Annotated in this window: 19 protein-coding genes; 3 read left to right on the top strand and 16 right to left on the bottom strand. The window is 68.3% G+C overall.

The genetic code is table 11. The features are described 5' to 3' along the window. Positions 1-8: 8 nt before the first annotated feature. The 11 genes from KOE53_RS07675 to KOE53_RS07625 all read right to left on the bottom strand — a co-directional run bounded on the left by KOE53_RS07675 (position 9) and on the right by KOE53_RS07625 (position 9,857). Positions 9-332 (bottom strand): hypothetical protein, encoded by a 324-nt coding sequence (locus KOE53_RS07675; protein ID WP_188058024.1) that lies wholly within the window; start codon positions 330-332, stop codon positions 9-11. Between the two features lie 63 nt (positions 333-395). Further along, positions 396-1,007 (bottom strand): hypothetical protein, encoded by a 612-nt coding sequence (locus KOE53_RS07670; RefSeq protein ID WP_188058023.1) that lies wholly within the window; start codon positions 1,005-1,007, stop codon positions 396-398. Positions 1,008-1,031: 24 nt separating this feature from the next. Next, positions 1,032-1,319, bottom strand: coding sequence for a WXG100 family type VII secretion target (locus KOE53_RS07665; RefSeq protein WP_188058022.1), 288 nt, complete (start codon positions 1,317-1,319; stop codon positions 1,032-1,034). A 5-nt stretch (positions 1,320-1,324) separates the two neighbouring features. Further along, positions 1,325-1,966 carry a hypothetical protein gene (locus tag KOE53_RS07660; RefSeq protein WP_188058021.1) on the bottom strand — a complete coding sequence of 214 codons (642 nt, stop codon included), beginning with the start codon at positions 1,964-1,966 and terminating at the stop codon, positions 1,325-1,327. Between the two features lie 696 nt (positions 1,967-2,662). Beyond that, the gene (locus KOE53_RS07655; protein WP_188058020.1) at positions 2,663-4,117 is read right to left on the bottom strand and encodes a S8 family peptidase; all 1,455 of its coding nucleotides are present in this window, start codon (positions 4,115-4,117) and stop codon (positions 2,663-2,665) included. Further along, the gene (locus KOE53_RS07650; RefSeq protein WP_188058019.1) at positions 4,111-4,464 is read right to left on the bottom strand and encodes a hypothetical protein; all 354 of its coding nucleotides are present in this window, start codon (positions 4,462-4,464) and stop codon (positions 4,111-4,113) included. The genes KOE53_RS07655 and KOE53_RS07650 overlap by 7 nt, the downstream gene beginning before the upstream one ends. A gap of 422 nt (positions 4,465-4,886) precedes the next feature. Beyond that, entirely contained in the window at positions 4,887-6,344 is a 1,458-nt protein-coding gene (locus KOE53_RS07645) for a S8 family peptidase (protein ID WP_188058018.1), read from the bottom strand. An 11-nt stretch (positions 6,345-6,355) separates the two neighbouring features. Further along, positions 6,356-7,759, bottom strand: a complete 1,404-nt coding sequence (locus tag KOE53_RS07640) for an RDD family protein (protein WP_188058017.1) — start codon at positions 7,757-7,759, stop codon at positions 6,356-6,358. Then, complete coding sequence (locus tag KOE53_RS07635) at positions 7,756-9,099, bottom strand: hypothetical protein (protein ID WP_188058016.1); 1,344 nt, start codon at positions 9,097-9,099, stop codon at positions 7,756-7,758. The genes KOE53_RS07640 and KOE53_RS07635 overlap by 4 nt, the downstream gene beginning before the upstream one ends. A 109-nt stretch (positions 9,100-9,208) precedes the next feature. Then, complete coding sequence (locus tag KOE53_RS07630) at positions 9,209-9,499, bottom strand: WXG100 family type VII secretion target (protein ID WP_241095457.1); 291 nt, start codon at positions 9,497-9,499, stop codon at positions 9,209-9,211. Positions 9,500-9,542: 43 nt separating this feature from the next. Continuing rightward, on the bottom strand, positions 9,543-9,857 hold the full coding sequence (locus KOE53_RS07625; protein WP_188045579.1) for a WXG100 family type VII secretion target: 315 nt from the start codon (positions 9,855-9,857) through the stop codon (positions 9,543-9,545). 219 nt (positions 9,858-10,076) lie between these two features. Between KOE53_RS07625 and eccD the strand changes: the two genes are divergently transcribed. Genes eccD through KOE53_RS07610 form a run of 3 tightly spaced genes read left to right on the top strand, consistent with a single transcriptional unit; the run spans position 10,077 to position 14,044 of the window. Further along, positions 10,077-11,414, top strand: a complete 1,338-nt coding sequence (eccD, locus tag KOE53_RS07620; protein WP_188058015.1) for a type VII secretion integral membrane protein EccD — start codon at positions 10,077-10,079, stop codon at positions 11,412-11,414. Positions 11,415-11,417: 3 nt separating this feature from the next. After that, a complete protein-coding gene (gene eccB / locus KOE53_RS07615; RefSeq protein WP_188058014.1) occupies positions 11,418-12,758 on the top strand; it encodes a type VII secretion protein EccB in 1,341 nt (446 codons plus the stop codon). Beyond that, on the top strand, positions 12,755-14,044 hold the full coding sequence (locus KOE53_RS07610) for a S8 family serine peptidase (RefSeq protein ID WP_188058013.1): 1,290 nt from the start codon (positions 12,755-12,757) through the stop codon (positions 14,042-14,044). The genes eccB and KOE53_RS07610 overlap by 4 nt, the downstream gene beginning before the upstream one ends. A gap of 206 nt (positions 14,045-14,250) precedes the next feature. On the opposite strand, the gene KOE53_RS07605 is transcribed toward KOE53_RS07610, so the two are convergent. Genes KOE53_RS07605 through KOE53_RS07585 form a run of 5 tightly spaced genes read right to left on the bottom strand, consistent with a single transcriptional unit; the run spans position 14,251 to position 20,954 of the window. Next, positions 14,251-15,258, bottom strand: a complete 1,008-nt coding sequence (locus tag KOE53_RS07605; protein WP_188058012.1) for a hypothetical protein — start codon at positions 15,256-15,258, stop codon at positions 14,251-14,253. Next, the gene (locus tag KOE53_RS07600; RefSeq protein WP_188058011.1) at positions 15,255-16,067 is read right to left on the bottom strand and encodes a PP2C family protein-serine/threonine phosphatase; all 813 of its coding nucleotides are present in this window, start codon (positions 16,065-16,067) and stop codon (positions 15,255-15,257) included. Before KOE53_RS07600 ends, KOE53_RS07605 begins: the two co-directional genes overlap by 4 nt. Then, on the bottom strand, positions 16,067-18,586 hold the full coding sequence (locus KOE53_RS07595) for a transglutaminase domain-containing protein (RefSeq protein WP_188058010.1): 2,520 nt from the start codon (positions 18,584-18,586) through the stop codon (positions 16,067-16,069). Before KOE53_RS07595 ends, KOE53_RS07600 begins: the two co-directional genes overlap by 1 nt. Continuing rightward, a complete protein-coding gene (locus KOE53_RS13845; protein WP_188045572.1) occupies positions 18,583-19,941 on the bottom strand; it encodes a DUF58 domain-containing protein in 1,359 nt (452 codons plus the stop codon). Before KOE53_RS13845 ends, KOE53_RS07595 begins: the two co-directional genes overlap by 4 nt. After that, complete coding sequence (locus tag KOE53_RS07585; RefSeq protein WP_188045571.1) at positions 19,938-20,954, bottom strand: AAA family ATPase; 1,017 nt, start codon at positions 20,952-20,954, stop codon at positions 19,938-19,940. Before KOE53_RS07585 ends, KOE53_RS13845 begins: the two co-directional genes overlap by 4 nt. Between the last annotated feature and the right edge of the window lie 6 nt (positions 20,955-20,960).

The following is a 20,960-nucleotide window of genomic DNA, read 5'->3' as shown; positions in this document are numbered from 1 at the left end:
CTGTTCCCCTAGTTTCCGTCGATTTCAGCCAAGAGCGCGCGCACTTCTTCTTTGATCGACTCTTCCGCCTCGCCATAGATCTGCACGGCGTCTCCCAATAAGCGGGAAAGCGCTTCGCTCTGTGCCGCACCCTCAGAGAGGTGCTTTGACACTGTCGTGAGGTATCGCCGGTAGATCTGAGCAAATGAGTATCCCGCCATCATGAAGGCCGAGTCCGGCAAGTCGCGGGAGCCAGCGCCTTGCGCAAGAGACTTCAACTGCCCCGAGGCGGACTGCCAATTTGACGCGTCAGTGCGGAGGTCTGCAAACTCAACTTCAACTTCGATACTCATACTCTTCCTCTGTTCTCCTCGTATCTACCCAGCGAAATACAAGGCAACGGCAGTCCGGGCGGTCTAAGACAGTAGCGGTGCAGCGAGCGAGCGCTGCCCTGCGGCGAGCGCCGCCATGACGTCGGCTGAAAGGTCGGCCGCCGATCGGTCTCGCACGGCGTCCTCATCGAACGAAATTTGGTTGACGGAGCCGTCCGGCGCGAGCAGCACGGTTGCGAGCGCGTCGGGACCGCGATGTAACATCCGCTCTCGGGCGGCAATGCGGGCCCGCTCGACGAGCGCGTCAAGCGCGATGCTGAACTCCGATTCCGTGGCCGCCGAATTCTCGGCGACAAATCTCTGCACTATTGAGGCGTCAACTTGGGAGTTGGGAGGCGTGACCTCTGCCGCCTCGGGCGCATTCCAGCTCACGTCTTGTCGCTCGAAGCGCGCGGTCAACGCGGCGCTCAGTGCAGCTTCCACGCTCGCCGTAATGCCAATCGCCCCGACCTTTCGCTCCCAGTCTGGGGCAAGCTCAAGTTGGAACCGATCCCCCTCGAGAACGACGGTGGCGGCCCTACGGGGGTCGGACCCTACGGCGCGCGGATTGCCCGCGAGCGCACTCGCCCGGAGGCCCTCGTCGAGCTCGTCGAGCTCGACACGCTTGCGACGGAAGCTCTCGTCAATGCCCTGCATTACACAACCCTCTCGGTTCAGCAGTTAGCCGAACTGCTGCTCGATTGACTTTTCTGCCGATTCGTATGTCACTACCGCGGAGTCGCAGAGCTGGGAAGCGGCCAACACTAAGCGCTGGAGTTTTTGCATTGAAGTCGCCCATTTCAGTTGCGCCTGGTCGTACGCCGCCTGCGCGTCACCACTCCAGCTGCCGGCAAGTTTCAGCACCTCGAGTTCGAGCCGCATCAACTCCTGGTCAATCCCCATCGCGGCGAGGTCGAGGTTGTTCCCGATCTCCGCGATTTCACCAGTGTCAAACGTGAGAAGCGCCATTTGATCTACTCGGTCCCGCCGCGACTGCCGCCGCGCGAAGCGTTCGCCGCCGGGCCCCCGTCGCCCTCGTCCTCGAGGGTCGGCGCGATGTAGCCGAGGCCCACGCGCTTCCCCTTCTTGTCGTTCGAGCCGCCGGCACCGCCGCCGCCCATCATCATGCCGCCCGGGCGACCGCCCTTGGCCGCGCCGGCAGCGGCGTTCGCTCCCGCGGCACCGGATCCTGCCCCGCCGCCTCCCGCTGCCGCTGCCGCGCCGCGCAGCCCGCCGCCGCCAGCACCCACGCCGCCGGCACCACCGGCACCGCCGAATGCGCCACCTAGGCCGCTGAGGCCTGAGCCGGACCCGGAAGCAATCTTTGCGCCAGCCGCGAGGCCGACAGCGCCGAGGCCCGCCGCACCGAGTGCGGGGCGCAGCCCGCCACCGCCGGCGCTCCCGTCGAGGTTGCTATCGACGCTCGGTCCGCGCGTACCGGACCCGCCGCCGTTGCCGCCGGAACCCGAGCCGGATCCGCCGGAACCGTTGCCGCCGGAGCCTTCGCCGCCTCCGGAACCGCTGCCGGGCCCGTTTCCCGAGCCACTGCCGCCGCCAGAGCCACTACCGTTGCCTCCGCCAGAGCCGTCAGGCCAGCTGGAGCCGCCTGTGGTCAAGGGACCGCCAGTCACCCCTGAGGGGGAAAACCCGCCCTGGCCGCCGGGGAAGCCAAACCCTCCTCCTGGCGTTGCAGGCAGGCTCGGCCCTGTAAATGGAGGCAGGGGCGCAGCAGAATCTCCATTTGCGAGAGGCACGGGGTCGTAAGTTACTGAGAGCTCCGAAAGGCGCGTTGCCTCAGTCTGAATGATTTGACTCATTTCGCCCAGGGCCTTCCGGGCAGCGTCCTCTCGGCCTGCCCCGAAGAAATTGCTCACTCCTTCGAAACCGCTATTCAGGTCAACCTCGCCGAATCCAGGAATCGTCGCCTTCGCGCCCTGATTCACTTTGTCATGTACCCAGCTCGGAACAACACCGCTGGGGAGGGTGCTCAACAGTCGCTGCGCCTCAGTAGCACGAACAGTGTTCGCGCACGTTGCCGCGCAAAAGGACTCACCCGTTCCCGTTACCAGCACCTGAACCTGGTTGAGAACGTCTCGATACTTTCCGAGATTTGTCTGGTGTACACGGAAGCGAGCGACTGCAAGCTCGGCCGTCTCTCCCTCCCACTTTTGAGGCAGGGCGTCAATAAGCCCTTGCACTTTCGACTGAACGCTGTCGACGGCAGCGATCAATCGGCCGATGTTGTCAAGTTTCCAGTTCTCGCCATGCGCGAGCTGCTCGAGCACCCGTTCCGGGTTTGCCTCATTCACGAGTTAGTTCCTCTCGTTTGTTGCACTGAATTCAGAAGTATTGGGGTGTCTTTTCCGGGAGCGTACGATCACGATTGTCACAACGGCAGCGATAAGGAGCAGCAGTATGATCACGGCGGCTAGAAGCAGCACAGCGTTGATCCCGGTTCCCTCAGACGGAGTGTCCACGGAGCCTGGAACCGCATTGGGCGGCCACACTTCGTCCGGATGCGGCATCATTATCGCCCACGCACATTCGTCAAAGGTGCTCGCGTTGCTCCCGCACCTCGGGTCGGTGAGGCTCGTCACAAACAGCGGGTTCTCGTCAGGGAATTGGGACGGATCGACAGCGAGCATTGCGACGGGCTTCACAATGCCGTAGCCATACGTTGGCCCGTTCCACTCGGGCTCAGAAATACCTTCGCCGCCCGTCGTTCGGATCATCGCTTGCAGGACCTGAAACGCGCTTGTGCCCGGATACTTCTCGATCCCCAGCGCGATCACTCCAGCGACGAGGGGCGTGGCGAGCGAGGTGCCACTAGCGAGCGACGGCCCCCAGCCCTCGTTCCCTACAGGGGCCAGAATCTCATACCCTGGCGCAGCAAATGCCAGGTTTTCTGACCCGGGGGCATCCTCGATGTCGGTACCGTACGTATTCTGACCTCGGATTACATTCCCATCGTTGTCGACGCCGCCGACCGCAACGACGCCGTTCAGCGCGTACGGCATAGCTTCCTCCACCGAACGGCCCATCCGTGGATTCGGAGTGCCCGCCACGATCGGCACCCCGGCTCGCAACGCCTGCGCCTGGACCAGAGCCCAAGTGGAACCTTGCCAAATCGAAGCTACAAGGGAAATACTGACGATGTCAGCACCATCTTCCACAGCCTGGCTTGCCGCGAACGCGGACCCATCTGTGATGGGAGCCTCCATCGGATCATCTGGCAACGCAGTGAAATCCTTCTGGAGTTCACCGGTGTCTGGGTCCACTGCTTCACATACAGTGACGCCGTTCTTATTTACCTGCTTCGAGTCGGCGGAGTAAAAGAGAATCTTGGCGTCGGGCACAATACCCAGCGTGCCTGGCCCCCCATCGGCGGCCACGCCATTGCCCACGAGCATTGCCACCACGCTTGTTCCGTGGCTGCGTTCGAGGTCATTCGAAGTCGCGGGGAGCGACTCGCCTGTATCGGTGTTCTCGCAAAATTGACCGCGGACCTCGATGTCTGCACCGCGCAGCTCCGCAGCGTCGAGGTTGATCGCGTCATCGACTACCGCGATCGTCACGCCCTTGCCTGTGAGGCCCTGCTCGCGAATCTGGCCAAAGTCCATTCGCTCCGCGTACCACAGCCCGGCAGTACGTTCCTCACCTGACAGCTCTGTTTTCGCGGGAAGCGCCAAAGCGGCGGTTGGTGCAGTCAGCATCAGCACTACAGCTGAAGCGAGCGCCGCGATGTATCGCGACTTTGCGCCTACCACGACGTAGCTTTGCTGCCCCCACCGGAAGGATTCCCCGCAGCACCGGTATCGACGGACATCTGGTTCAAGACTCCAGCGATCTCCTCGTCGAGTGCCTGCATCTGTTCAATTGACTGTTCTGAACGTTCGCAATCGGTCAGGACAACCTTCAGCAGATTCTGAAACTCGACTTCAAGCCTCGACCCCATTTTACTGAGAAAAGAGGTATATCCCTCCGCTGGACCGACTTTCACGCCGCTCACTTGCGTCATCTCTGACTGCGATGGCGCGCCGTGGTTCGAGGTTCGAATTCCCCTCACCACATCGGCAGCGTCGCCAGTCGCCTTCAGATTCTTGCCTTCAGCCATACTGCTTGTCCTTACAGTTCCCCAGTGTGCGAATCTATGTCTGATTCCACTCTACGTAACTGTGGCAAGGATCGCGACCAACCCGATTCAATTCGAGCCAGCTGACCGTGTCTATCGCCCAGTCTCTCCGGAAGGAAAGCGTCTCCTCGCCGTTGCCAAATTGAACACATGCCTGCATCTCATCGACCGAGCCGCACACGCCCCCGCTTGAGCACTCATGGCGATACTTGTCGTAGTTGGCACCCACATTGCGTTGAACGGCATCGCACTCGCCACTTCCAGTTTCAAGTCACTCACTGCGGCAAAGAAACCGGAGGAACGCCAAGCTCCCAACCGGCGAAGTCAGCCGCGCACGAACGCACGTCCGCGTGCTCTGCCCGACCGCGCAACTATGGCCCGGATCTCGACCAGCCTGTTTGGGATCAAACCTGCTGGGTCGGCTCGTCCGCCAGCATCTCGGCGGCGCGACGCTTCTTCGAGCGCACCACCACAATCGGGACAATGACGGCGGTGGCGAGGATTCCCAACCCGGCCACAACCGCGGCACCCAGTACTAATATCCCTGCGCCTGATTCAGCACCCGGTTTAGTTCCGGGAGATAACGCTTCTGAGTCCGTAGGCCAGACATCTTCAGCCACTGGCAGCATCAGGGCCCAATCGCAATCGTCGTAATCTGCCGGGTTGACGCCGCAACGGGGGTCATCAAGGCTCACCACAAAGAGCGGGTTCTCATCCGGATACTGTGTCGGATCAACTGCGAGCATTGAAACGGGATTCACAATGCCATAGCCGTATTCTCGCCCCGACCAAACTGGCTCAGCGTCGACAACCTTGCCCGTATTGCGAATCAACGATTGCAGTACTTGAAAAGCCGTTGCGTCCGGATACTTTTCCAATCCCAATGCGATAGTTCCTGCAATCAACGGCGTGGCGATGGAAGTGCCACTGGCCAAGGATGGGCCCCAGCCCTCTGAACCCGAGGGGCTCAGCAGTTCAAATGCTGGTCCACTCACGGCCAGGTTGGAAGACCCCTCTGCGTCTGCGACCTCGCCAAACATGTTGAGTCCACGAATCACGTTGCCGTCAGCATCGACCCCGCCCACGGCGACAACTCCGTTCATGCCGAAGGGGAGTTTGAGTTCATACGTCTCTTCGCCCGTGGGGTTCGGGGTTGAGGCGACAATTGGGATGCCCGCACGCATCGCATGTATCTGAGCCAGTTCCCAGCCGGACGTAAATACGGATGCCGCTCGCGAAATGCTAATTACATCCACACCGTCTTCGACCGCTTGCCGCGCTGCCAGTGCATCAGGGTCGAGTATTGGCCATTCCGCCGTATCGCTCGATTCTCTTGGGTCATCGGATTCAAAAGTGCCGGTAACCGGGTTGTAGGCCTCACACGCAGCAGATCCATCCTTTGCTTGGGCTTCCATCGGGAGGCCAACAGCGTAGAAGAGGATCTTGGCATCGGGGACGATCCCCCTAGTACCAACCCCGCCATCACCAGCGACGCCATTGCCGACAAGCATGGAGACGACGTCCGTTCCGTGGCTTCGCGCAAGGTCCGTGCTGACCGCAGGAGGTTCTTCACCCGTTTCCTTGTTCTTGCAAAACTGTCCGCGGACCTCAATGTCAGCGCCTTGTAGCTCCGGGGCCTCGAGGTTGATCGCGGAATCAATGACCGCGATTGTGATGCCCTTACCCGTCAACCCTTGCTCGCGAATCTGATCAAACTTCATCCGATCGGCATACCAAAGCCCCGCAGCGCGCTCGTCAGGCGTTAGTTCGGCGCGAACAGCGAGCGCCGATGCCACCGTGGGCACGGCAACAATAAACGCCACCAGCATTGCACCCGCAGCAAGTCGAAGTCGTGACCGCATCTCTTCGCTTCCTAACCCTGCCCGCGCACCGTCGCGACCGTAAAGCTGCGGTTGCCGATGCGCACGCGCGAGCCGTCTTCGAGCCGCACGCGCGACCCCTTTGCGAGCAGCGAACCCTCGCCAGTGTCGTCAAGGATCTCTGAGCCGTTGGTAGACCCGAGGTCCGTCAGCCAGACGCTGTCGCCCCGGTAGTCGAGCCGCAAGTGAGTCTTCGAGACCGTGCCCTCCGAGTCCTGCACCACCACGAGCTGGTCGTCCTGTTCGGTGCGGTCGGGCTTGCGCCCCAAGTTCACCGCCACCGGGATGGACAGCTGAGCGCGCTGCCCGGTGTCGAAGGTCAGCAGCAGCTGCTCGCCCACCTCGACGTGCCGCACAGGCTGCGGCGGCGTCGCAATCGGGGCGTCCACGGGCACGACTCCGGCGGGCATTGCGTGTGCGTTGCCCGCTGCGGGCGGCACCGTGCCAGTCGCTGGGCCGCGCGCGGGCGCCGGGGCGCGCAGGATCGGCGGGACAGCCTGCCCTGCAGGCGCCTGGGCCATGGAAACGGCCGGCTGCTGAGCCTGAGCCGCGGGCTGCGGGGGCGATTGAACTTGGGGGCGCTGCTGCGGCTGCGGCTGCGCGTGAGCCTGCGGCTGCGGCTGGGCTTGCGGACGCTGCTGCGGCTGGACCTGCTGCGGCACCTGCGCGGCCGGCGCCACGTGCTGCATCGGCGCGACCGACGGCGCGACGCGCTGCGGCTGCGCGGGCTGCTGCCGGGCACTGGCCTGGTGCGCGACGGCCGGAGCCTGCGCCGCGCCCATCGCCTGCGCACTGGCAGCCCACGCCTCGGCACCCTGCACCCATGCCTGGCGCTCGGCGTTGCTCGGCACCTTCACCACGAGGGTGCGGCCGGCGCGGTCGGCGACGCTGCGCCCCATCCGCATCGGATCAGCCGCGCTCGTTGCAGCAACTGCGATGCCGCCGACGAAGCCAACCAGGCTGCCGGCGCCCTGCAACAGAGCGCGCACCGCACCGCGGGCCACCCCCGGCGAGAAGGGGGCGTCGTCGCGCACTGTGCGCATGCGCAGCAGCAGGTTGCCGATCGTCACTCCGGTGCGCGCCTCGAGCACCGCCAAGATGACGGCCGCCTCGAGCAGCGCGACCACGCCAATGAGGAGGCTCTTCGTAAACACCCAGGTGAGCGCGGCGATGAGCAGTACGACCAGCAGATCAATCGTGAATGCGGCGACGCGGGCGCCTGCGCCAGCCGGCCGGGCCCAGGCGCGGGACCGCGCAAGCGCAGCGGCGAGACGCGCGGACGTCGGGGTCGTAGGCCGGGCGGCGCGGGCGGGCGGGGTCTGCGGCACCCCGGCGCGGGGGGCCATGGGCGGAGCCATCGGCGCCATCGGAGGCTGCTGCTGCGGTGGGTAGGTCATCCGGCAAGCGCTCCTCGAAGCAGATCAAAGGTTCCTGCGGCCAAGAACCCGGCTGGGAGCACGAGCGCGACCGCCATGCTGTCCACAATATCGGCCGTGCGCGACCAGCCGAGCGAACGGCTGCCGCGCGCGGCGGAAACGCTGAGCACGGCCGCCACACACGCGGCGAACAGCAGCGCCCCGGCTGCGACCGATGCGGTCAGGCCGATGAGCCCCGAGCCGATGCCCAGCGCACACAGTAAGAGACCGACGAGCACCGCGATCCTGGGCGGGTTTCGCAGCTCGGGCGAGACCGTGCGTCTCGAGGTCAGCACCATGCCGAGCGGCGCAAGCACCAGGAAGGCGATCGCCGAGATCTGTACGAGCAGGTCGCCGCCTGCGAGCAGAATCGCCGCCGCGGGGAGGCCAATCGCCACCAGCAGCGAGAGTAATAGGGTCGAGACCCGCAGCCGCGCCTCCGCGTTGCTGACGAGCTGGCGCACCCGGTCCGCCTCGACCAACGGGATGTACTCGGGCACGCGCCCCCTTACCGTCCAACGCAGCACCATGAATTTGCCGTAGTCGATGAAGTAGCCCTCATCGACGTTGACCAGCAGGCTCGGCAGCGCGCGCAGCGCGAGCACCGAGGCCGCGGCGAGCACGACGGCCAGCTGGGCCGGGCTCCACCGCAGCGAGGGGCTCGCGAGCGCGAGCGCCGCCACCAGCATCGCGATCACGACGACTGCGGACGCCCCGGCGCGAATGCGCGAGTGCTTCGTCGCGACCGCGAGCAGGGCCGCGAGCGTGGCCGCACCGGCCGCACCAATCGCGATCGCAAACGAAGCCGCGTCGTCGACGCCCGCGGGCACGCTCAGCACGCCGGCCAGCACGCCGAGCGCCAGGGGCGTCGCGAGGGTGAGGAAGTTGTTGTTCTTTGCCGCCTGCTGCGCCCAGGCAAGGGTAGTGAGCACAGCGGCCAGCGCGATGACGCCAGCGGCGACCCAGCGCGAAGCCGCGTCGCCCGCGGCAACGGCGACGAGGGCAGCGGCGAGCGCGCACGCGACGAGCACCCAGGGCAGCGTGCGCACGCTTCCTGCCTGGTCAGCGCGACTACGCGCACGATCAGCGACGTGGGCGGAGTGCGTGACCGAATACAGGCCACCCTCGCGCAGCACGGCTGCGGTGGTCGCGGGATCGATCACAGTTCCGTCTGGACCGAGCACCTGATCGTGCGGTCCGAGGTGAACGCCTGCGGTCGCGAGCACGTGCGCGAGGGCGTCGCCCCGCGGGACGACGAGGTCGTGCTGTTTACCGGCTGCGCGCAGCGCGATGCGCCGAAGCTGGGTCGCGGCGGAGTTCACTGTCTCAGCTTACCGACTGTGGTTCGCGCCGGTCTCCCGTGCAGATCGCTGTCGCAGAGACGCCAAAAGGGCCCACGGGAGCATCCCGAGGGCCCTTCATCGGTGAAACTTACGCCGAGAAGCGGCCCGCATTGCGCGAGTCGCTCTGGTTGTACTGCTGCGAGATTTCCTCGGTGCTGCCGGCGATGCGCTCAAGGAGCATCTGCATCTCGGTCAGCGACTTCGTCCACTTGCGCTGCGCGGTGTCGTAGGCCGCCTGCGACTCGCCACTCCATGCTGCACGAAGCTTGCCGACCTCAGACTCGAGGCGCTCAATCTCGGCGCGAAGACCCTGTGCGCCGCTGCGGATCTGGCCGGAGAGGGCGCTGACCTGTGCGGTCTGTACTGACATTGACTGCATATCTAAATCCTTAACTCGTTCGATACTTAAAGAACGGAAACTACTAGGAGCCCATCATCGCGCCGAGGCCACTGATGGCCTGCTGGTGCGACTCTTCGGTGGCGGCCTGATCCTGCTCAGTGCCGCGCAGTGCGTTCTCAAGCTCGATGAGCACGTTGTTCAGGTTGACGGTCTCGGCGTCCCAACGCTGCATGAGCTGCGTGAACGAGACTGCCGCCGCGCCCTTCCAGAAGCCGCCCAGCTGTTCGATCTCGCCGCGAACCTTCTTGGTGCGCTGATCGATGCCGGCCTTCGCTTCCGCGACGGCCTGCTGCCCCTTGCGTAGGGCACCCTCTTCTGCGGAGATTACTTCAGCCAACTCGGCCTCCTTCAGTTTGCGCGTACCCTGAAAAGCACGCGAAATCAATGAACGTTCAAGAATTCACCCTTGGGGGTAAAAACCTTTCACCCCTTAAACCTACGAGTCATCTACGTCTGTGACAAGCGCAGGCGGTACTCGCGCTCAAGAATTCTTGCGCCACGTTAGGATCGGTGGGAGTCTTACCCCTCCGCGCAGCCATACATACGGGAGAACACTGTGACCAGTTCCGCGCCCGACCTCGACGCCATTGTGCGCATCTCGGTCGTCCATGCAGAACGCCGCATTGACCTCGCGATCCCCGGCCGGCTGCCGCTCGTCGAGGTATTGCCCGGCATCGCGCGCGGCCTCGGCGTACTCGACCCGACGCTCTTGCACGGCGGGTACAAGCTCACCCGCGCGGACGGCGCAGAGCTCGACCCCACTCGTGGCGCGATCGTGCAGTCGATCGACCAGGGCGAGATCCTCACGCTTGCCCGCGGCGGACTCATCGCCGTGCCCAAGCGCTACGACGACGTCGTCGAGGCCGTCATCGACGCGACCTCCGCGCACCACGGAGCCTGGCGCCCCGAAGATGCGGCCCGCACGGCGACCGCAATCAGCCTGACGCTCCTGGCCCTCAGCGGGATCCTGCTCGGAATGCAGCCCCCCGGAAGCCTGCTGCCCGCCGTCATTGCCGGCGCGGGCGCCGCGGTGCTGCTCGCCCTCGCGGCGACCCTCAGCCGCATTCGCCACCACGACGCGGGAATCTCGTTCGGCTTCGCGGCCGCCGCGTTCGGCGCGCTCTGCGGGTACCTGCTGGTGCCGGCTGACTCGATCTGGGGCTTCCCGCTCGCTGCGGCGGGCGCCGGCGCCATTCTCGTCGGCGGCGCCGCCATGCTCGTGACGACGAAGCCGGTCGAGCTCCTCACCCTGCCCGTCGCGTTTGGCGTCGCCATCGGCATACCCGCCGGCATCGTCGGCCTCACCGAGATCGACCCCGCCGGCCCGTACGCCACCATGGTTGCGGTCGCCGGCCTCGCCGCGGGCGCGCTACCCTGGCTGACGCTCAGCAGTACCCGGATCACGGTCGTTTCCCCCATGAGCGACCTCGAGATGTTTGACCCGCCGCCGCCCGTTGACCCGGCGAAGGTCACCGCCCGCGTCGACGCCGGGCATCGCATGCTCGTCGCACTGCGCGTCGCATTCGCCCTCGCCGTCCTGCTCGCGACGCCGCTCGTCGCCTCGGCCAGCTGGACGGGCACGATCCTGACGACGCTCGCCGGCGCGACGCTCATGTTCCAGTCACGCCAGTCGGCCCGGCGCGCTTCGGTGCTCGTGCTGCTCACTGGCGGCACCGCCATCCTGGCGCTCAGCGGCCTCGCGGCGATCCTGTCACACCCAGACGAGGCCCCGATCCTGCTCACCGCCCTGCTCGTAGCGACCGGCGTCGTGACCGGGCTCACCCTGCTCAGTGATCGCGTGCGCCTGCGACTGAGCACCCTCGGCGACACGATCGAGGTGATCGCGCTCGCGCTGCTCTTGCCGCTCAGCGTCATCACGGCAGGGCTCGCGTAACCCGTGGCATCAAAGAAAGACCTGATCGAGGCGCAGAGCTTTAGCCGCAACCGGCTGCTCTCCGCGTTCACCGGCGGCGCCCCCGGCGGCAAGGAGCTCGAGCCCGCGAAGCCGATGCGCGCGGTCTTCGGCGGCGTTGCCCTCACCGCCATGGTGATCCTGGCCGGCGTCTTCGTCGGGCTGCTCAAGCCCGGCCTGCCCGGCGGGTGGGAGAACAACCGCCTCATCGTCGCGCGCGATACCGGCGCCCGGTACCTGAGCGTCAATGCGGAGCTGCACCCCGTCATCAACACGGTGAGCGCGCGCATGCTCATTCCGGCCGGCGAGTTCAAGGTCGTCAGCGTCGACCAGTCCTCCCTCAGTGGCATCCCTATCGGCGGCACCATCGGCATCTTGGGCGGCCCCGACACGCTACCCAAGGCGGCTGATCTGGACGGCACGCACTGGCAGGCCTGCGCGGCCCCCGAGACCACCGAGTTCTGGATCGGCGAGCAGCGCCGCACCGCCGCGCCGGACGGCGCCGGCACCGTCGTCGTGCGCGACGGCGAGACCTTCGTCGTCTCGGACGGAACGAGCTTCGCGGTGCCTGAGGGCAGCGAGACGGCCGTCCTGCGCGCCGTCGGCCTCGACACGGTGCAGCCACACGAGGTGCGCGGCGACTGGCTCGCGCTGTTCGCGACCGGTACCGACCTCGCACCTTTGACGATCACCGGCGGCACGGGCGAGGTCGCTGGCGTCGATCTGCCCGCCGGCACCGTCATTCACCCGACCGGCAGCCCCGAGCTCGAGCGCTACCTGCTCACCGCCTCGGGCGAGCTCGCCCCGCTCGACCCCCTCGCACACCGCCTCTACATGCTGGGCGACGGCGCGGACGGACTGGGCGTGCCCGTCGAGTTGACCCCCTCCGAGATCGCCGATCTGCCGACGACGGAGCCCGCCGGCGGCACCGACTGGCCGACCGACACCCTTAGCCCGCTGGCCGCGACGGGGTCGCCGTGTGCCACCCTCGCCGGGAGCAAGAAGGACCAGCGCACGGTGCTCGCGGCTCAGACCTTCACGGGACAGGCTTCGGTCGACCCCGCGGCGGCCGAGACCGGCGTCAATGTGCACCTCCCCGACAACGTGGGCGCCCTCGTGCGCGGCGGCCCGAAGGGCACGCTCACGCTCATCGATTCGACCGGCACCTCCTACGCAATTCCCGGCGCGGTCGGCACCGGGGTGAAGCGGCTCGGCTACACCGGCGGCGACGTCGCCGTCGTGCCAGCCCGCTGGCTGCACCTGCTGCCCGCCGGGCCCGAGCTGACCCCCGAGGCGGCGGGCACCTCGCCGACGGCCGCGAAATGAGGAGTGGCCGCGGAACGTTCGGGTCGCCGCGCACGTTTACGTCGCGGTCCACGCTCGCGCTCACGTTCGTCGGGGCGGCCCTGGCCGGCATCGCGTTCGTCGCGGCCCCGCTGCCGGTTTCGTCCACGTCGCCGTTTTCGCCGGCTCCCGCCATCGCCGACGACGCGTGCACTCCGGGTGTCATGGCCCGCATCGCCGGCCCCCCACCCGTGCTTGAGGCCATCGATGCGGTGCCGGGGAGGCTCCCGGTTACCGGCGCCGGCGTCACCGTCGCGGTTGTCGATTCGGGCGTGGATGCATCCCGCCCCCAGCTCGCCGACGCCATCGCCCCCGGCAGCGTCTCGCTCGTCGTCGACGGTGAGCGACCCGACGGCCTGGGCGACCCGATGGGGCACGGCACCGCCATCGCCGGAATCATTGCGGCACGTCCGACCCCCGGATCCGGCGTGACCGGAATCGCGCCCGACGCGAACATCATCTCAATTCGCGTCTTGCGCGACCAGGACCAGCAGAGCAAGGACGCCGGGTTCGGGCCCGAGGCGGGGCGCATGGCAGACGGGATCCGCCTCAGCGCCGATCTCGGGGCGAAGATCATCGCGGTCGCGTTGAGCGACGACGCCGACAGTCAGGCGCTGCGCGATGCCACTGCCTATGCGTCTGAGCGCGGTGCGCTCGTCGTGGCGAGCGCGGGCAACCGGGCCACGACGACCAACACCGAGGACAGCCCGCGCTACCCCGCGGCCTACCCCGAGGCGCTCTCGGTGACCGCGGTGACGCTTGAAGGACTGCCGACCCAGGACTCGATTCACGGCGAGCACGTCGAGGTCGCCGCCCCCGCGCAGGAGGTGCTGACGACGGCCACCGGCGCGGGCGACTGCGTGTATTCCGCCGACGCGCCCGCGGCGAGCTTCGCCGTCGGCTACGTCGCCGGCGCCGCGGCCCTGCTGGCCGAGGCGTACCCGGATGAGGGTCCCGAGGGCTGGGCGTACCGGCTGCAGGCCTCGGCGGATCGGCCAAACCCCGACCAGCGGGACGACAAGATCGGCTGGGGCGTCATTCGGCCGGCCGCTGCCCTCGATCTGCGCCCGGACCGCAGCACGCGCGGCCCGCTGAGCCCCTTTGCGGGCAACGGGAACTCGGCAATCTCGGTGCAGCCCGTGCGCGTGCAGCCCGGCGCCGCCGAGGCGAGCGAGTCGAACGCGATCACCGCCGTTGCCGTTGGGCTGGGCGGGATCGTCCTGGTGCTCGCGCTCGCGGCCGGGTTGCGGCGCCGACGCAGCGAGTAGGGGCCTGGGCCTCGATGGTCCGGCAACCTCGTGCCTGACCCGTCTCGCCGCCGAGAACCTTCGTCGAGACGTCGCAATATGCTGCTTCCCGTGAGTTGAAGCAGCACATTGCGACGCCTCGGTTGAGGGGGTAGAGGCGGTGGAGCGGCCGAGGTGGCGGAGGGGCCGAGGCGCCGAGGTGGCTGCCGAGGTAGCGGAGTAGCGGCTCAGAAGGCGAGCGCCGCGATCCCCCAGAGGCCGGTCGCCACGACAACGACAACGCCGGCCCCGCCCAGCAGCGCCAGCAGCCGGAACTTCCGGTTGAGCTGCGCCGACGAGGGCAAGCCCTCGCGCGGCACGGGGGGTGGCGCGAGCGTCGTGGGCGGCGCCCCGATGCGCTGTTCGAGGTCGAGCTTGCCTGCGGGTTGTGCCGCGAGCTCCTCGGAACGCGCGCCATAGACGACCGGCATGCTCTGGCTCACGCCGCGCTTGGGAAGCGTGTGCTCGAGCTGCGGGAACGGCGACTCCTTGACCCGGCGGCGCGGGTCGAGCGGCGGCTTGAAGAGCAGCTTCGCGAGCGCTCGGTCCGACAGCTCGGCATCGGGTTCTTCGACCGGCGGGGCAGGATCCCGGCTGCTCGTGCGCACCGAAATCATCGTGGCCTCGTGGTCGGGCTGCGGGGTGGGTCGCTTGAGATCTGCACGAAGCCGGGGCACCGCGGGCTCGGGTGACGGTGCTGGCTCGGGCTCGGGCACAAGCACGAGCGCGGGCTCCGACACGGGCTCCGCTGCGGGCTCGGCCCGGCGCGCGCGGCGCGGGCGGACGATCGTCGCGTCCTCAACCGCTGGCTTCGACACGACGATGGTGGCGTCTTCGACGGCGGGGTGCTCAACAGCACCCGGCTGCGCCACCGCACCCGGCTTCGCCACAAAGATCGTGGCATCGTCGGCGGCTGGCTGCGCATCGGCGGCGGATTCCTGCACGATCGCGGCTTGCTCGTCGGCATCGGGCAGATCCTGTGCGACGGGCTGCGCCACCACGATGGTCTCGTCCTCGACAGCCGCGGGAAGCGCGACCACGATCGTCTCGTCGAGGGCCGGCTGCGCAATCACCACGGTGTCGTCAGCCACGGGCTGCGCGACCACGATGGTTTCATCGAGGGCTTCGGCGGCTTCCGCGCCCTCGGCCGCATCGGCGCCCGGCTCTGGGAAGAGCGACCCGTTCTCGGCGCTCATCGGGGCCTCCTTTGCGGCATCGTCACGGTCAAGGTGTCGTCGATCAACGAGACGCTGCGCGACGAGGTGTCCGAGCCGACGTGCCAAGCGCGGCCACCCGAGATCGTGTCGACCACGACGACGGTGATGTTATCGCGGCCGCCCGCCTCGTTCGCGCGCCGCACGAGCTCCTCGGCCACCGCCTCGGCCTGCCCGCCCATGGTCAGCGTCGCGCGCAGCTCGGCGTCGGCCAGCTCGGTCGTGAGCCCGTCCGAACAGATCAGCAGGCGGGCGCCGGTCTCGACCGGCAACAGCCAGGTGTCGGCGGTCGTGTCTGCCGAGCCGAGGGCGCGGGTGATCACGTTACGGCCGGGCAGATCGCCCTGCACGACCCCGCCACCGAGCAGGATCTCCTCGCGCAGCGAGTGATCCTGGGTGAGCTGGTGCAGCTCCGAACCCCGGTGCAGATAGACGCGCGAGTCCCCGATGTTGAGCACCAGCCAGTGCGGCGCATCGTCGTGCTCGACGAGCACCACCCCGGTGAGGGTGCACCCGGCGCCGTGCAGGCGGCCGGAGGCCACGCGGGAAACTGCGCTGCGGGCGGCGTCCAGCGCCTCGGCCACGTCGCGGATGCTAGGCCGCGCCCCGGCAGGGATCGCGGCGGCGAACGCCCCGATCGCGGCCTGGCTAGCGAGGTCGCCGGCCTCGTGGCCGCCCATACCGTCGGCGACCAGGAAGCAGGGCGATGCCGCGAGCGCCGAGTCCTCGTTCACGGCACGCTTCTGACCAGCGTCAGTGCGCATGGCCGAGCTCAGTTCGAGCCGGTGCATCACGATTCTCCTCTTGCAGCGGTGCCGCTTTGCCGTGCCGCGGAATCTCCGCGCCACTTCGTCCACGAGCGTCGCAGCTCAGCGACCGTCGGCAAGCCGAACGACGCGAGCGAGTGCGCCGCCCGGAACCGCGCCCACGCGCTCATCTCGGCCCGACGCTCGCCGATGCGCGCGTCGACGACCTGCCAGAGCTGCTCGGCGTCTTCCGTCCGAATGCTCTCGCGCGAGAACACTGCGCGGTCGACGTTCCAGGCGATCCACTCGCCCCCGGGGATGGCGAGCTGCTCGGCGATGTCGCGCCGGCTGCCCCCGCGGGGCACCGGCACCCCGGCGTCGGCGTAGGAGTCGAGGAGTTCGTCCCAGGCGCCCAGCGCCCAGACCTCGGGGACAACAGCCTCGCGGCGGCGCTTGATGCGCAGCCGCTTGACGAACGGGATGAACAACAGCAGCAGCGCGAGCAGCGCCAGCGCGCCGAGGCTCAGTCCGATCACGCGCAGCACCGGCCAGAGCGCGCTCAATGAGTTCTCCGGGTTGTCGTCGCTCTCGGCGCTGTCCGACTCGCTCATGCCCACCGGCGGGTCGCTCTCAGACGCGTCGCGCGTTTCGGGCGTCGTCGGGTACTCGGGAAGCTGCTCGCCCTCTTCAAGTGTGGTCGGCGGGGTTGCGACCTGCGGGGTCACGTCGAGCGGAGCCCACACGCCGTCGGCGCCGCTCACCTCGACCCAGGCCGACATGTTCTGGCCCGTGCACTCGGCCGCGCAGGCGGGGATGCCGGGCACCCCGTCGGTGTCGCCGCCGAGGCGCATGCCGAGCACGACCTGCGAGTCGAAGCCCATCGCGCGCGCAACCAGGGCGGCCGCGGCCGCGAACTGCTCGTCGTCGCCGATGCCCGCAACGAGCATGCTCTCGGTCGCTTGCTCGCCCGCCGCGCGCTGTTGATCGCTGAGCTGCGCAAACAGGATCTCGAGGCGGGCGATCGAGTGCCCGCCCGGGCTCGTCACGAACCGCGTGCCGTACTCGTCCGAGAGCGCGGTGATCCAGTCGCGTTCGCCCTCGCCGTCGGTGAGGGAATGGCTGAGGTAGCCGCGCTCGCGCAGGCGCTCGATGGCGGTCTGCACTCCCTCACCATTCGCCGGCAACTGCTGCATCTCGAGCCAGCGCGCCAGCTCGGGCATGGTCTCGAGATCGACCAACGGCTCGTCACTCGCGGGGTCGTCAGAGAGCTTCGCGTCGGTGGCCAGGTTCATGTGGGCGGCATAGCCGTCGCCCTCGCGCAGGCCGGCCGCGGTCGGCACGGCGACCGCGCCACCGGTCTCGCGGTTCAGGTAGAAGCTCTCTGCGAGCTCGCCCGAACGCTGCCCGGCGAAGGCTGGAGGGCCGCCGATCGGGCTCGCGAGCGGCACCCAGATGCCGCGATACCCGGCTTCGACCGAGACGCGCACGCGGCTCGACTCGGCCAAACGCTCGCCGCTCGGGAAGCGGGTGAAGCGACCGCTCGCGCCGGCGCCGACCGAGAAATCGACGCCGTCGTAAGTGTCGAGCACCGCGAAGCGCAGGCGGTGCGGCAGCTTCCCGTCGCTTTCGACCGCGATCGTCGGGGCGTCAAACGCCGCGTCCCGCTTCCACGAACGGTACGAGGCCAGCGGGCTCGTCTGCTCGCGCACGACAAGCTCGGGGTCGATGCGGTCTCGGGGCACGGTGCGTGCGTCACCGCCGATGGCGGGAGCGACTGCGAGGCCGCCCACGAGCGCCACGGCCACGGTAGCGCTCGCGAGCCCGGCGCGCACGACCACGCCGCGGCGGGCGGAGCCGGCGGGGGCCGAGGGGTCGCGTCCCAAGCGCAGCGCGGCACGACGCTTCGCTCCGGCAGCCCAGGCCACCCAGGCCGCCCCGAGCGCGAACGCGCAGAGCCACAGCGCGAGCTCGCGCGGGGCCACGACGGTCACCGCGCCGATCCTGACGGGAGAGCTGACCGAGGAAGAACCGAAGATGGTGCCGAACAAAACGGGCAGCAGCAGCGGCAGCGCGGCCAGGGGCGCCAGGCGTCCCCCACGCAGCGCGAGCGCCGTGCTCGCGCCCACCGACGCCATGATCGTGACGAGGGCCGGCACGAGCACCGTCTGATACGAGCCGACGGGGAGCGTCAGCGTGAGCAACTGCTTCCAGCCGAGCGCAACCGCGGCGAGGCCGTCGCCGAGCCCGCGCACCAGGCCGCCGAGGCCCGCGCCGAGCGAATCGGGCACAGCCAGCGGCACGACCAAGAGCACGAACGCCAGCAGGATCGCGGCGATCGTCAGGGAACCCCAGCGCCAGCGCGCGCCGGCGACGACGATCGCGAAGGTGACCGCGCCCGCGACCCCGAGCACGAGCCAGAGGCGTTCGCTTTGATAGATCGGGTCAGCTGCGAGGCCGCCCAGAATAATGGCGGCGACAGCGAGCAGCAGCGCGCCGACCAGCGCGCTCGGCTTCGGCGCCGACGCGGGGCGACGGCGAGTGTTTCGTTCGGTCGCCCGGCTCATGACTTGCCACTCCGCAGCATCATCTGTGGCAGGTCGCCGATCGCGCCCACGGTGAGGAGGGTGCACACGTCAAACAGGTTCGCCCCGGGGTCGGCGAGCAGGTCGCAGCGGATCACGATGACGGTCACGTCCGCCGTGAACGACACCGCGGCGCGGCGAAGCCGGGTCGGATCCGGGACCGAGCCCGTCACGATCATGACGACGGAGAGCGGCCGGCGCGACTCAGCGAGGCCGCGCGAGAGCCATTCGATGGAGCGCGCCTCTTCGGCAGCCTCGAGCTCGGCCCAGGCGTCGAGCACCTGGGTCGGCGTCTGCGAGGGAAGCTCTTCGAGCCCGTCGATGCTGGGCCGCATGCGCCCGGGGGCCCACTGCGAGGCGACGAAGCGCTCGCGGCCCTCGCGGACGGCCTGCAGCGCGAGGGAAGCCGCGACGCTGACGCCCAGCTCGAACTCCTCGTCGCTGACGTACTCGGCGCGATTCGCGTCGAACAGGATCGCGGAGCGCGCGGTCTGCGACTCCTCGTACTGGCGCACCATGAGCGCGCCCGTCTTCGCGGTCGAGCGCCAGTGCACATGGCGCATCGCGTCGCCGTGCACGTAGTCGCGGACGGCGTGAAACGACAGATCCGAGTCGGTCAGGCGGCGACTCGCGGCGCCGTCGAGGTCGCGCACGAGGCCCGCAGAGCCCGGCGGCAGGAAGACGGTCTGGGGGTGCACGTGCACGCGATGCTTGTCGCGCCAGGTCACCTCGCGGCGCAGCAGTCCGAGCGGATCGCGGCGCGACAGCGTCACCGGGCCGACCTCGATCACGCCGCGGTGCTGGGCGGGGATGGCGACGGGCACGGCAATCCTGCCGTGCGGGCCAATGAAGGGAATCGGGACCTCGCGCAGCGCCTCGCCCACCGGAAGCTCGGCGGTCGCCGGCAGCGTCGGCCGCGCGGACGCGTTCTCGACGTCGATGCCGAGGTGCACCTCGCCGCCAGCCACCACTCGTTGCCGGTCGAGCGCGATCCTGATCAGATATGCCCGGCTGCCGATGAGGAAGGGGAGTCCGATGATGAACAGCACAGCGCCGACGATGGCGACGAACCAGGCCTCGACCCACCCGAGGGTTCCGCCCAGGATCGCCGAGAGCAGCGTCGCCGCGAACACGAACCAGCCGACCGGCGTGATCGTCTGCGTGGTCCGGCGCCACGTCCGCTTGAACTGGCGGCGATTGCGGCGCCACCAGCGCTTGAGCCGTCGCCCGCGAGACCGAGCGCGGGTACGCTCAGTGTCGTTCAGCCACGTCGTGCCGAACGTGCGACTGCGGGTGCCCGTCTGCGAGATCGGGGCACGGGACGTGTCGATGTTCACGCCGCGCCGTTCTCCTGCGGCATCGCGACGTCGAGCAGGATCTGGCCGACGATCTGCGTCGCCGTGACGCCGTCGAACTCCGCCTCGGGCTCGAGCACGAGGCGGTGAGCGAGCACGGGAAGCGCGAGGTCGCGGATGTCGTCGGGGGTGACGTAGTGGCGGCCGTTGCCCGCGGCCCAGGCCGAGGCCAGGCGCACGAGGGCGAGGGTGCCACGGACGCTGGCGCCGAGGCGCACCTCGCTCGCGCGGCGGGTCGCCTCGACCAGGCGCACGGCGTAGTCGGCGACGAGCGGGCTGACGTGGACGTTGCGGACGAAGTCCTGCGCCTGCGTGATCATGTTTGTGGTCACGACGGGCTGCAGCGGCACGCGGCTCGTGCGGTCGCCCTGCAGGATCCGGATCATCGCGGCCTCGTCGGGGTAGCCGATGGAGGTCTTGATCATGAAGCGGTCGAGCTGTGCCTCGGGCAGGCGGTAGGTGCCGGCCTGTTCGATCGGGTTCTGTGTCGCGATGACGAGGAATGGCGAGCCCACGAGGTGGGTCTCTCCGTCGACCGTGACCTGGCCCTCCTCCATGACCTCGAGCAGCGCCGACTGGGTCTTCGGGCTCGCGCGGTTGATCTCGTCGGCAAGCACGACGTTTGCGAAGATCGGGCCGGCGTGGAACTCGAAGGCGCCCGCCTTCTGGTCGAAGATCGAGATGCCCGTGACGTCACCCGGCAGCAGGTCGGGGGTGAACTGGATGCGCGACGAGGTGCCCTGCACCACCTGCGCGAGGGCGCGGGCGAGCGCCGTCTTCCCGGTGCCCGGCACGTCCTCGAGCAGCACGTGGCCGCCGGCGAGCACGCTCGCGAGCACGAGCTCGAGCACGCGGCGCTTGCCGTGGATGGCCTGCTCCATCGCGGTCGCCGTCGCGCCGAAGACCTGCGCGACCCACTGCGCCTGGTCGGGCGAGAGCGCCTCGGGACGGGCGGGGGCCGCCGCCTGCGGTGCCTGCGTGTTCTGAACATTCATTCGCGT

It is taken from the genome of Leucobacter sp. CX87, from assembly GCF_018682295.1.
Lineage (GTDB): Bacteria > Actinomycetota > Actinomycetes > Actinomycetales > Microbacteriaceae > Cx-87.
The sequence above is the reverse complement of the archived record's forward strand: the minus strand, read 5'-3'. Positions and strand labels throughout refer to the sequence as shown.

Bases quoted from the DNA above. Each gene is read 5' to 3' on its own strand.
- KOE53_RS07675 (WP_188058024.1), bottom strand. From the start codon at position 332: ATGAGTATCGAAGTTGAAGTTGAGTTTGCAGACCTCCGCACTGACGCG.
- KOE53_RS07670 (WP_188058023.1), bottom strand. From the start codon at position 1,007: ATGCAGGGCATTGACGAGAGCTTCCGTCGCAAGCGTGTCGAGCTCGAC.
- KOE53_RS07665 (WP_188058022.1), bottom strand. From the start codon at position 1,319: ATGGCGCTTCTCACGTTTGACACTGGTGAAATCGCGGAGATCGGGAAC.
- KOE53_RS07650 (WP_188058019.1), bottom strand. From the start codon at position 4,464: ATGGCTGAAGGCAAGAATCTGAAGGCGACTGGCGACGCTGCCGATGTG.
- KOE53_RS07645 (WP_188058018.1), bottom strand. From the start codon at position 6,344: ATGCGGTCACGACTTCGACTTGCTGCGGGTGCAATGCTGGTGGCGTTT.
- KOE53_RS07640 (WP_188058017.1), bottom strand. From the start codon at position 7,759: ATGACCTACCCACCGCAGCAGCAGCCTCCGATGGCGCCGATGGCTCCG.
- KOE53_RS07630 (WP_241095457.1), bottom strand. From the start codon at position 9,499: ATGCAGTCAATGTCAGTACAGACCGCACAGGTCAGCGCCCTCTCCGGC.
- KOE53_RS07610 (WP_188058013.1), top strand. From the start codon at position 12,755: ATGAGGAGTGGCCGCGGAACGTTCGGGTCGCCGCGCACGTTTACGTCG.
- KOE53_RS07605 (WP_188058012.1), bottom strand. From the start codon at position 15,258: ATGAGCGCCGAGAACGGGTCGCTCTTCCCAGAGCCGGGCGCCGATGCG.
- KOE53_RS07600 (WP_188058011.1), bottom strand. From the start codon at position 16,067: ATGCACCGGCTCGAACTGAGCTCGGCCATGCGCACTGACGCTGGTCAG.
- KOE53_RS07595 (WP_188058010.1), bottom strand. From the start codon at position 18,586: ATGAGCCGGGCGACCGAACGAAACACTCGCCGTCGCCCCGCGTCGGCG.
- KOE53_RS07585 (WP_188045571.1), bottom strand. From the start codon at position 20,954: ATGAATGTTCAGAACACGCAGGCACCGCAGGCGGCGGCCCCCGCCCGT.